This is a genomic window from Pleomorphochaeta naphthae, assembly GCF_055396005.1.
Map to the genome: position 1 here is coordinate 1,440,099 of NZ_AP042457.1, position 12,175 is coordinate 1,452,273.

Genomic DNA, 12,175 nt, shown 5'->3' on the forward strand with positions numbered 1-12,175 from the left:
TCTATCTCTCCTTTAGCTGAACTTTTTTATTATATTGGTTCATAAAATAACTAGTTATCAAACTTAATGTTAAATATATAAGCATTACTAATAAAATCATTTCTAAAGTTCTACCAGTTTGATTTATTATTGTACCTGTAATAGCAAACATATCTGGGAATCCTATTGCTACTCCAAGAGAGGTGTTTTTTGCAACTCCCAAGTATTGACTTGTTAAAGGTGGAATTATTACAACTTTTGCTTGAGGTATTACAACTAAACGTACTGTTTGCATATGTGTTAAATTTAAAGCTCTAGCTGCTTCAATTTGTCCCTTTGGAACTCCTTGAATCCCAGATCTAAATATCTCAGCTATAAAACCTGAAGTATATAAAACTAATCCAGAAAAAAGACTAAACCACTCTGCTGTAACATGTAAGCCACCACTTATATTAAATTTTCCTAGCACTGGAATATCTTTATATAAAGGTTTTTGTGGTAATATAAAATAAGTAATGAGTATAAATCCTACAAAAAGAAGAAAAGGAAATAAAATAGTTCTTTGCTCTTTACCTGTAATATTTTCTCTTTTCTTTAAATACAGAACTAAAATAATAGCTAAGATTAAACCTATTAATATGCATATTAACCAAGGCTTAATGTGATCAGTAGGTTTTAACCAAGTCATACTTAAGCCTCTATTAGAAAGAGAAAAATTTATATTAGTAACTCCATCGCTACTTACACTCTTACCAATTAAAAAGGAATTTTTTACTCCTGGAAGTTTTAAAAAGAATGCTCTGTACCAAATCAAAAGCAAAAGTAGTAGTGGTATATTTCTTATAATTTCAATATATACAATAGCGATTTTCTTTATTAACCAGTTTGATGACAATCTACAAAGTGCTATAAAAATTCCAATGAATGTTGAAAAAAAGATTGCAACCACAGTTATGGAGATTGTATTTATAAATCCTGCAAATATTATCCTCAAAAAAGAAGAACTATTGTTCACATCTATAAGTGATTCTCCAATATCAATATGACTAGGATTTTTTAAAAACTTAAAGGATGGTGTCATATCCAATCTTGCTAAAGATGCAAGAACATTAGTTGTTAATATAGCTATGATATAGATAATAAATACGAAAAATATAAATTGAAATAAGCCTAATCTTTTATGAGTATCTAGCAAAATTGAATTAAAAGCAATTTTCTTTTTTCTCCTAAATTTCATATGAACTCCTAAACTTAAATATCTTCTCTGTTTCCCAAATTTTGAAAAACAGAGAAATGTTATACCCTAATTAAATGGTAAAGCAAATAAAAGCCCACCTTCACTCCAAGGTTTATTTAAGCCTCTTGTAACTTTCATAGGTTCAGTAAGTTCACGATTATAAATTTCACCATAATTTCCACATTGTTTAATTACTTGATAAGCCCAATCAACATTTAATCCCATCATAGGGCCAAGTTCTTTTCCTGTTCCTAAGAAATTCTTAATTTCAGGACTAGTTGTAGAAGAAAGAACTTCATCTAGATTAGAACTTGTAATATTGTGTTCATCTCCAAAAAATAGAGCATATAATGTCCATTGACAAATATCTTTCCAATTGTTATCCCCATGACGTACTGCAATTCCTAAAGGTTCTTTACTGATAGTTTCTTCAAGCCCTTTAAAATTACCAGCATCTGCATATTGATGTAAAAATACAACTGCACTAGATTTATCTACTGAAAGTGAGTCCACTCTTCCATTTACAAAAGCAGATTTCATCTCATCAAGATTTTCATATGTAATAGGTGTATACTCAATTCCTTTACTTTGCATTATAGCAGCTAGATTAGTTTCTGTTGTACTACCAGTTAATACAGCAATAGTTGCTCCTTCTAAATCCTCCATAGTATTTATGTCCAAATCACCATTTACTAAGAAAGTTTGACCATCGTAAAAATAAGGGCATGTAAAATCAAGTCCAAGCTCTGTATCTCTACTAGTTGTAATAGTGGCAGTTCTAATTAACACATCAATTTCTCCACTTTGTAGAGCTGTAAATCTTTCTTTAGAAGTTAATGGACGATATTCGATATTATCTGGAGATCCAAAGACTGCAACACTTATTGCTTTAGCTAGTTCAACTTCAAATCCTTTGTAAGATCCATCTTCTTCGAGGAATGAAAATCCAGGATTAGAGGCATTCACGCCAACTACGACATAACCTCTTTTTTTGACTTGCTCTAAGGTACTCATTGTTTTTGTGGTTTCAACTTCACTCTTTTGTACAACAGTTTCATTAGACTCTGCAGTTTCACCTTCCTCATTTTTAGCACTACAAGATACTAAAAGTGCAAATGTTAATGCTATCATCAACATAAGAACAGTTCTTTTTTTCATATCACTCTCCTCCTATTACGGTTACCCGTATTATAAAAATCATACTTCAAAATATTTTGTAGGTATGAATATTTTTTTATTATCCTCAAGGCTAATCTGATTTTCAATTTTAGAAATCAAACGTTCTGTAGCCGTTTCTGCAATTTTTTTTATATCTTGTAAGACTGTAACAAAATGACCATTTAGCTTTTCTATCTGATAAGTATCTCCTATCCAATCTTGATTAAAATCAACTCCATCAACTGTATAAATATCAATGTCTTTATCTTTTAAGTTTGATTGGTTCAATGCTTTTAAAAAATATGGTAAGTAATAACCTGAATATAAGAAAACAGAGTTAAAAGTTTCATCAATTTGATTTATTTTTTCTAAGAAGTCTGTTTGTACTTGATGCTCTTCACCAGTTACAGAAAAAGTTTGTAAAAGAGGTTTTAAACCGGCTGCTTTCATTGCATCTGTATAACCTTTTTTTCTTAACTCAGCGGTTGATGTTAATACTTGATCTTTTCTATATAAAAATAAAATATTATCATTACCTTTGTCTAAAGCTTTACTTGTCATATCAAAACTTACTTTATAATGATCTGATGAAACTATATCAGCGTTTACATTATCGGCATAACGATCAATAAAAACAAATGGGAATCTAGATTCTTGCATATTCTTGTAAATATTAGTTACAGGCGAATTAGAAACTGAGGAAATTAATAAGCCATCAAAAATATTTGACTTATATAAATTTAATGAATCCGTTTCTTTTTGAGGATCATGAAAAGTATTTAATACCACAGCCATATAACCTTTTTTTATAGCACATTGTTCTATGTAATATATTAACTCACTAAAATAACCAACTGGAGTAAATGGAGCTAAAATTCCAATAATATGTGTCTTCTTAGACTTTAGACCACTTGCCAATCTATTTGGTACATAATTATATTTTTCAGCTATTTCAAGAATTCTTCTCTCAGTAACTTTAGACACTCTTGATTTCTTATTATTTAATACTAACGATACAAGAGTTATTGAAACTCCCGCCTCTTCTGCTATTTTTTTTAAATTTACACTAGCCATTTTTTCATCCTATGCTAAAACGATTTAACAAACAAAATTAGCATGCTAAAACGTTTTAACAAAATTATCATATCACGTCATTTTTAAGTTGTCAAATTTTAATTTTAATGACTATCAAGACATATTACGATATTACTTGAAATACCTAATGCAACCTTACTTCTTTTTTTTATAGCTAATTTGGTTGCAGTAAATATTGCAAAAGATATAGTTGCATTTAGTAGTGCAAATAAATTTTTATAGCTTTTTACTCTTGTTTTCTGTTTTTAAGTGGATTTACAATATTTCATTCTTGTTGGTTTTTGTGTTTGGTTAGTTATTCAAGTCAAGGAGGAATAACATTATGAATAACAACTTTAAACATTTAACTTCTAATGAAAGACATAAAATACATGGATTACTAGGTAAGCAATCCTTTAAGCAAATTGCTAAAGAGATTACTAGGTCTCCTTCTACTGTTTCTAGAGAAGTAAGAGCTCATATGCAGCTTAAAAGGAAAGGTGCTAAATGGAGTCATTACTTTAATGACTGTAAATTCAGAAAAACTTGTACTAAAGTCTACATGTGTGACAATATTAATTGTCCAGGTAAGAGATGTTCTACTTGTGGTAAATGTAATTATGCTTGTAAAGATTATATTAAAGAGGAATGTCCTCTTTTAGATAAAGCTCCTTACGTTTGTAATAATTGTAGTAATTATTTTAGATGTGATTTAGAAAAAAGACTTTATGATAGTATATATGCTCAAAAACAGTACAAAGAAGTATTAGTTGCTAAAAGAGCTGGAATTGCTATTAATGAAGCTGAATTCCAATTTACTAATGATTTGATTACACCTCTAGTAAAAAAAGGACAATCTTTTCATCATATTTATGAAACTCATAAATATGAAATACCTATTAGTGAGAGAACACTTTATTCATATCAGCATTTAGGGCTATTTGATGTTGATAATTTTAATCATCCACGTCTTGTTAGATTTAAAAGATTGTTTCCTAATCTTATGAACGATTTAGGTGCTGAATTTTCAAGACTTAAACAGATTAAAAAATAACAAAAGAGGATATTATTAGAACAAAAGTGTTCTTTTGTGCTCCTATAGCAAGTTACCAAAAAGGTGCATGTGAGGTAAATTATGGATTATAATTCTCTACTTCATATATATATTAGTCATTTATTCATACTTTATTATTTAATAAATTAAATATTGGAAATAATAATTCCATTTGTTTATAATACACCCACTATATCAATGTTGAGACTAATAGTTTCTTTATATTAGATAAAGAAAAATCCTCTTAACCTATTTTCCAATATACAGTTATTTTACTAAAAAAAATAAAACAATATATCCATCTTTAAAGAAATTATCTGCAATTCATATAGAATTCATTTCTAAAAAGATGAATTTTTAAAACATAAAACTACTTTAAAACATTTAAACTTATTAATTATAAAAGTCTAATAATAAAGACATTAAACACTTACCAAAAGACAAAATAAACATTATATTCTTTACTCTTAATATTCTTCTAATTCATTAATAAAAGCAATACTCTCTCTTTTTAGAAAATTACCTCCTACAAGAATACGCACATTTGGCAAATCAGGATTCTTCATTCTTTCATATAAAATTTGCACAGCAAAATGTGCAATTTTTCTTTTAGATACCGCAACCGAAGAAAGACTAGGTGAAAGTTGAGTTGCAATAGGTAAATTATCAAATCCAACTAATGCAACATCTTGTGGAACCTTAAAACCACATTCTGTTAAAGCTCTCATAGCACCTAATGCAATGATATCGTTGGCACAGATATATATTGGCATTAAATTACCATTTAAATCATTAATAATTCTTTTCATATCTTCATATGCACCAGAATATGTAGAATCTATCGAAATAATATTAGGTTTTTTATTATCTTTAGCCAAATCAGCTAAATATGCTTCTTTTCTTAACTTAAAATTTGCAATCTCAGGATAGCCAGAAATAAAACCAATATTAGTATATCCATTTTGTTTAATACTATTATAAACCATATGTATGGAACTACTATTATCCATGTCTACATAATCAAATGGAAGAAATTCATTATAGTTATCAATGAACACAATTGGAATATTTACCTTTAAAAATTGATTCATATCTTCTTCTGTGAGTTCTGTAGCAAGAATTACCGCCCCATCAATGCTATGATTATACCCAAAAGTAGTTTCAACAATGTTTTTAATTGAAGCTTTGGAATAGGAATTGACTTCGAGCTTTAAACTATAAGTATCAGCCCCTTTTGTAAGTCCATCTAAATAATCTGCGATAAAAACATCGTGATCTCTATTTACAACATGTCCATGCTTAGAAATTCTTAGGAATTTAATTGTCTTACCTTTATTATTTATAGAGAGTTGCTGAGTTGATTTTTTTTTATAATTAAATTTTCTTAATGAAGAGTTTACTTTTTCTTTTGTTATCTCGCTTATATTCCCTTTATTATTTAAAACCATTGAAACAGTTGCAGTTGAAACATGAGCGTCCTCAGCTATATCTTTTAATGTTGCCATTACATTCTCCTAAATATGTTTTCACTATGAATTGTATATCTAACCTTAAATAATTGCAAATAAAATTTAACTAAAATTTAATAAATTAACTAAAAATTAACTAAATCATTCACTAAATCAAATTTAAAAATTAATGATTTTTTACTTGACATATGGAAAAATTGGGCTAAAATTAAATCATAAATAAGATTATTTACTTAATTTTATTTAATTTTAACTAAACGAAAGAGGCAGTTTATGAAAAAATTGTATGGTTTAACCACAGCCATGATTACACCTTTTGATTCAGAAGGAAATGTAGATTTGGCAAAACATCGAGAAATGGTTCAATTTCAGATTAAAAATGGTACACACTGTTTATACCCCTGTGGAACAACAGGAGAAATGTACCTTCTAAGCGAAGAGGAAAGAAAAAGTATTGCTGAAGAAACAATAAAAGCTGCAGATGGAAAAGCGGTGGTTTATATACATGTTGGTGCTATGAGCGAAGCAGAAACTATAAGACTTGCCCAACATGCCGAAAAATCAGGAGCAGATGGTATCGGGATTGTTACTCCTTCTTATTTTAAATTTAATGATAAAGATTTAGAATCTTATTTTATAAAGATTGCACATTCTGTTTCTGACAATTTTCCTGTTTATCTCTACAACATTCCACAATGCTCTGGAAACGACTTAAAACCTCAATCAATTATAAATATCCGTAAAGCATCTCCAAATGTAGTGGGAATAAAATATAGTTTTGCTGACTTTGTCAGAACTATGGAATATGTAAACATCGATCCAGATTTTTCTGTTGTAATTGGTGCTGATATTCTTTTTGTTCCAGGCCTTGCTATGGGATGTAGTGGCACAGTATCTGGTTGTGCATCCGTATATCCAGAAGCATTTGTTGCTATTTATGAAGCTTATAAGCGCAATGACATAGAAGAAGCTAGAAGATTGCAAAACTTAGGATACGAACTAGCAAACATTCTTAAAAATGGATCAAACATGTCTTACTTTAAAACAGCTTTAGCATATAGAGGTTATGAAGTAGGAAAAATGAGAGCGCCTCTTAAAGATCTTTCAGAAACTGAAAAAGATAAATTAATTGACCAATTAAAAAATTGGGAAAGAAAATTTTTTAAAAAATAATAAAATAACAAAAGGAGTTATATTATGAAAAAAACATTAGGTTTAATCATGTTGGTTCTTGTTATATCAACAAGTTTCGTATTTGCGAATGGTACAAGTGAAAAGGCTTTCCCTTCAGGAGAAGTAACTATTGTTGTTCCTTATTCTCCAGGTGGTGCATCTGACACAGTTACAAGGATTATAGCAAAAAATGTTGAACCTGAATTAGGTGTACCTGTTATAGTAACAAATAAAACAGGAGCTTCAGGATCTATTGCAATGGATTATGTTAGAAAATCAACACCCGATGGCTATACTATTTGCTATATGCCTGTTGAATCTACAATGGTCGGAGCACTAGGATACACTGATTTAAAACCAGCCGATTTTAATTTTATAGCTGGTGCAATGACAATATCTGCTGCAATAACTGTTAATGCAGATTCTCCTTGGAACTCAATTGAAGAATTAATTGAATATGCCAAAGAAAATCCTGGTAAAGTTAGTGTTGGAAATTCAGGAACTGGATCAATTTGGCATATAGCTGCAGCTTCACTTGAAGAAGCTGAAGGAATAAAATTCAATCATGTACCTTTTGAAGGTGCCGCTCCAGCTATTGCAGCACTTATGGGTAACCATATTGATGTAGTAACTGTAAGCGATTCAGAAGTTCAACCAAATGTTGAAAATGGTGACTTCAAACTTCTTGCTGTAATGGGAGATCAAAGATCACCAGCTTTCCCTGATGTACCTACACTAAAAGAAAGCGGCATTGATGTTACTGCTTTTGGTTGGGGTGGTTTTGCAGTACCTGCTGGAACACCAGATGATGTTAAAGCAACTTTAGAAGCAGCATTCAAAAAAGCTATCGAATCAGACGATTTTGCTAAATTATGTGCAGAAAGAGGTATGACTCAAAATTACATGACTGGTGAAGAAATACAAACATTTGCAAATAATCAATATGATTTATATTCAGAATTAATCCCAAAACTAGGAATTAACTAAATTTCAAGATTATTAGATTAGAGCATGGTACTAAAATACCATGCTCTCTAAAATAAGGAGATATTATGGTTTACGGAGATGTCATTTTTGGGATTATTACTTTCTTAATTGGTGGAATATTTTTAATATTATCGCAGGGGTTCTCCGGAGGAACTTCTGACGGGGTACCTGGTGCTGGATTTTTTCCTACAATTCTTTCAGTTTTGATATTAATTTCTTCTTTGCTCCTTATTATCAAAGGGATAAAAGAAAAAAAACATTATTTCAATATAGAAAAAGGTGTTAAAAGCTTACCAGAAAACACAAAAAAACTTTTAATAACAATCATTACTTTAATTTTGTTTTTAATACTTTGGAAGTATGTCAATTTTATTATAGGAATAACTAGTTTTATTCTAATTTTAAATCACGTCTATGGGCAAAAGTTTTCAACTAATATTATTTATACTTTATCTACAGTAATTTGTATCTATTTGTTATTTGGAAAAGTTTTTCACGTAATGCTTTAACATAAAGGAGTATAAGAATGGGAATATGGATAGAAGTAATACAATCAATATTAACACCGGGAGTACTTTTATACTTACTTTTCGGAGTACTTATTGGTAGCTTTTTAGGAAGTCTTCCAGGATTAACAGCAACTATGGGGATTGCAATTTTAACACCTATAACTTTTTGGTTTGCACCTGCTGAAGGTTTTGCTATGTTAATCGGTGTATGGAACTCAGCAATATGGGCTGGTGGAATTTCAGCTATATTGGTAAATACACCAGGAACCCCCGCATCAATTGCTACCACATTTGATGGTTTTACTATGACAAATAATGGCAATGCAAATATTGCTTTACAAATAAATACAGTTTTTTCTGTTTTTGGTGGTATTTTTGGTACATTGGTACTTATGGTAGCTGCTTTTCCTTTAGCTAAATTTGCAATTAAATTTGGCCCTGCAGAATATTTTATGGTTGGACTATTTGGTCTATCAATGATGATTTCTGTTTCAGGAAATTCAATTCTAAAAGGTGCCGTAATGGGCTTTCTAGGACTATTAGTAGCAACAATCGGACTTGATCCTATGGTAGCTGCAAAAAGATTCACATTTGGAAATATTAACTTATTACTTGGAGTTTCATTTATACCGGTAATGATAGGTATGTTTGGAGTTGGAGAAATTTTATACCAAGTATCTAAGTCTAAAAGCATGACCTTTATAGAAAAAGATGAAACTGACACTGACGATAATAAAAGCAACATCCCTGCAAAACTAAAATTAGGGGATAAAAGTTTAACTATGAAAGATTTTGTAAAGCTTACTCCACTTTCTCTATTTTGTTCACTTATTGCAGCAATTGTTGGAGCCATACCAGCTGCTGGTGGTGATATAGCATCAATTATCTGTTGGGGCCAAGCAAAAAGACTTTCTAAGCATCCAGAAGAATTTGGAAAAGGATCAAAAGAAGGACTTACTGCTAGTTGTGTAGGAAATAATGGAGTATTAGGTGGAGCTCTTACAACAATGTTAACACTAGGAATCCCAGGTGACGCAGCTACAGCCATTCTAATTGGTTCACTTATGATGTATGGAATGCAACCAGGGCCTAGAATGTTTGTTGAAGACAAATCATTCGTAATAACGATAATGCTTCTTATGATTTTCGCAAATTTATTAATTCTTATATATGGTCTATCAACTTCTAAAATATTTATAAAATTACTAAAAGTAAAAAAATCTTTCATATGGGTTACTGTTTTAGTCCTTTGCATGGTTGGTTCTTATGCTTTAAATAATTCGATGTTTGATGTAGTAGTAATGTTGTTAGCTGGTGGACTTGGATTCTTTCTTAAAAGAATGGATTATGCACCAGGGCCATTTGTTCTTGGGTTATTGCTTGGTAAAATAATTGAATCAAATTTACGAAGAGCATTATCACTTACTCAAGGAAGCTATAATTTTTTATACACACACCCTATTGTTATAGTTTTAGAACTCCTAGTATTAATGGCTATAATTGGCCCTTTCATTAAGAAAAAAACAAAAAAATCAAACATAAAAAAATAACAACACAAGGAGAAAATATGAAAAAAATATTAAACAATCCCAAAGAGTTTGTGAAAGACACTTTAAATGGGATTTACTTAGCACATCCTCAAGACTTAACTTATGTAAATAACGATATTCATTGTTTAGTTAAAAAAAATTTAACTGATAATAAAGTCGGAATTGTTACAGGAGGAGGCTCAGGTCACCTACCCTTATTTCTTGGATATGTTGGAGACGGGCTTTTAGATGGTTGTGCGATAGGAGACGTTTTCCAATCACCCAGTTCAGAACAAATATTAGAAATAACTAAAGAAGTTAATAAAGGCAAAGGTGTACTTTACATATATGGAAACTATACTGGAGATATTATGAATTTCGAAATGGCTTCAGAACTAGCCGATTTCGACGACATAAAAACATCCCACTTTGTAGTTGGTGATGATGTTGCATCATCAAAAAAAGGGGAAGAACACAAAAGAAGAGGTGTTGCCGGTATATTTTTTGTATACAAATGTGCTGGAGCTAAAGCTAATGAATTAGCTTCGTTAGACGAAGTCAAAAGAATTGCTAAAAAAACAGTAGAAAACACGAGAACTATGGGATTCGCTCTTTCACCATGTATTATACCTGAAGTTGGCAAACCATCATTTACTATTGAACCAAACCAAATGGAAATTGGAATGGGTATACATGGCGAACCAGGCATAAATAGAACTCAAATAATGCCTGCAAAGGAATTAGCTTCTACACTATTAAATAATATATTTGATGATTACTCTTACCAAAAAGACGATGAAGTATGTGTATTAGTTAATGGATTAGGCGCAACTCCAAAAGAAGAACTTTATATTTTATTCAATGAAATACATCAATATCTAAAAGAACGTGGAATAAAAATATTTAATACTTATGTTGGAGAATTTGCAACTTCTATGGAAATGGCCGGAGGCTCAATATCTATTTTAAAACTTGATGATGAACTTAAAGAGCTAATGAGACAGCCTTGCTATACACCTTTCTTTACTCAAAAAGAATTATAAGGATGAGACTATGGAAATTGGAATAAAAGAATTCAAATATATTTTTAAAGAATGGTCAGATTTATTTATACAAAAGAGAGATTATCTAATAAAAACTGATTCAGTACTTGGAGATGGAGATTTAGGAATTACCATGTCAAAAATCTTTTCTTCATCTTATGAAGTTGTAAATAACTCAACTGATGATGATCTTGGTAAACTTCTTTTGTTATCAGGGATGACAATGGCAAAAACAGCCCCTTCAACAATGGGAACTCTTATGGGGTCGGCATTTATTGAAGCTGGTAAATTATTAAAAAATAAAAATGTTTTAAACTTATCAGATTGGGAGATTTTTTTTCAGGGTCTTCAACAAGGAATAGCAAAAAGAGGCAAGGCTAAAGTAGGAGATAAAACTATATTAGATATTTTTTACCCTTCTTATTTATATGTCAAAGAAAACAAATTTGAATCAGAAGTTGAAATGTTTAAATCATTACAATCTTATGCAAAAGAATGCTTAGAAAATACATCACAAATGGAGGCTCAACACGGTAAAGCTGCTTGTTTTGGTGAAAAATCAATTGGACATATTGATGCAGGAGCAACAGTAGCATATCTTCTAATTGACTCTCTAGCAAAGTCTATTAATGATTTTGTGAAATAAAAATGATTATAGTTATTCCATAATCTTTGATAATTTGTACGATTTTAAATTAGATAATTCTAATATATCCATTCAAAATTCGCATCAAAAAACTCAGCTCTAAAATATCTTAGGCTGAGTTTTATTATTACTATTTGAGAAATTGTAAATTTTTTATTTAATTCCTAAATCCTTAACAATTTTATTCTCATGAAAAGAAGTTGATAATAAGTTTCAAAAATCATAATATCATTCTATCTTCTTAAGTTGCATTTGATACGAATAACTACTTTTAGCAAATTCAATTTTTTTACAGAAGCAATTTTAATTCATATAAA

At 30.1% G+C, this 12,175-nt stretch carries 11 protein-coding genes; 7 read left to right on the forward strand and 4 right to left on the reverse strand.

The genetic code is table 11. From position 1 onward, the window contains the following. Position 1: 1 nt before the first annotated feature. The 3 genes from ACZ5SO_RS06545 to ACZ5SO_RS06555 form a co-directional block, all read right to left on the reverse strand. On the reverse strand, positions 2 to 1,216 hold the full coding sequence (locus tag ACZ5SO_RS06545; protein WP_464627570.1) for an amino acid ABC transporter permease: 1,215 nt from the start codon (positions 1,214 to 1,216) through the stop codon (positions 2 to 4). A gap of 66 nt (positions 1,217 to 1,282) precedes the next feature. After that, positions 1,283 to 2,374: an amino acid ABC transporter substrate-binding protein gene (locus tag ACZ5SO_RS06550; RefSeq protein WP_464627571.1), complete on the reverse strand. Its 1,092-nt coding sequence runs from the start codon at positions 2,372 to 2,374 to the stop codon at positions 1,283 to 1,285. A gap of 39 nt (positions 2,375 to 2,413) precedes the next feature. Continuing rightward, a complete protein-coding gene (locus ACZ5SO_RS06555) occupies positions 2,414 to 3,448 on the reverse strand; it encodes a LacI family DNA-binding transcriptional regulator (RefSeq protein ID WP_464627572.1) in 1,035 nt (344 codons plus the stop codon). A gap of 343 nt (positions 3,449 to 3,791) precedes the next feature. Here ACZ5SO_RS06555 and ACZ5SO_RS06560 point away from each other — a divergent pair, with 343 nt between their 5' ends. After that, the gene (locus ACZ5SO_RS06560) at positions 3,792 to 4,502 is read left to right on the forward strand and encodes a helix-turn-helix domain-containing protein (protein ID WP_464627573.1); all 711 of its coding nucleotides are present in this window, start codon (positions 3,792 to 3,794) and stop codon (positions 4,500 to 4,502) included. A 467-nt stretch (positions 4,503 to 4,969) separates the two neighbouring features. On the opposite strand, the gene ACZ5SO_RS06565 is transcribed toward ACZ5SO_RS06560, so the two are convergent. Further along, positions 4,970 to 6,007, reverse strand: a complete 1,038-nt coding sequence (locus tag ACZ5SO_RS06565; RefSeq protein WP_464627574.1) for a LacI family DNA-binding transcriptional regulator — start codon at positions 6,005 to 6,007, stop codon at positions 4,970 to 4,972. A 237-nt stretch (positions 6,008 to 6,244) separates the two neighbouring features. Here ACZ5SO_RS06565 and ACZ5SO_RS06570 point away from each other — a divergent pair, with 237 nt between their 5' ends. The 6 genes from ACZ5SO_RS06570 (at position 6,245) to ACZ5SO_RS06595 (ending at position 11,858) form a co-directional block, all read left to right on the forward strand. After that, positions 6,245 to 7,144, forward strand: coding sequence for a dihydrodipicolinate synthase family protein (locus ACZ5SO_RS06570; RefSeq protein ID WP_464627575.1), 900 nt, complete (start codon positions 6,245 to 6,247; stop codon positions 7,142 to 7,144). A gap of 24 nt (positions 7,145 to 7,168) precedes the next feature. Beyond that, entirely contained in the window at positions 7,169 to 8,131 is a 963-nt protein-coding gene (locus ACZ5SO_RS06575) for a Bug family tripartite tricarboxylate transporter substrate binding protein (RefSeq protein WP_464627576.1), read from the forward strand. A 65-nt stretch (positions 8,132 to 8,196) separates the two neighbouring features. Further along, entirely contained in the window at positions 8,197 to 8,640 is a 444-nt protein-coding gene (locus tag ACZ5SO_RS06580; protein ID WP_464627577.1) for a tripartite tricarboxylate transporter TctB family protein, read from the forward strand. A 17-nt stretch (positions 8,641 to 8,657) separates the two neighbouring features. Next, on the forward strand, positions 8,658 to 10,190 hold the full coding sequence (locus tag ACZ5SO_RS06585; protein ID WP_464627578.1) for a tripartite tricarboxylate transporter permease: 1,533 nt from the start codon (positions 8,658 to 8,660) through the stop codon (positions 10,188 to 10,190). Positions 10,191 to 10,207: 17 nt separating this feature from the next. Next, positions 10,208 to 11,212 (forward strand): dihydroxyacetone kinase subunit DhaK, encoded by a 1,005-nt coding sequence (locus ACZ5SO_RS06590; protein ID WP_464627579.1) that lies wholly within the window; start codon positions 10,208 to 10,210, stop codon positions 11,210 to 11,212. A gap of 10 nt (positions 11,213 to 11,222) precedes the next feature. Continuing rightward, complete coding sequence (locus tag ACZ5SO_RS06595; protein WP_464627580.1) at positions 11,223 to 11,858, forward strand: dihydroxyacetone kinase subunit L; 636 nt, start codon at positions 11,223 to 11,225, stop codon at positions 11,856 to 11,858. Positions 11,859 to 12,175: the final 317 nt, after the last annotated feature.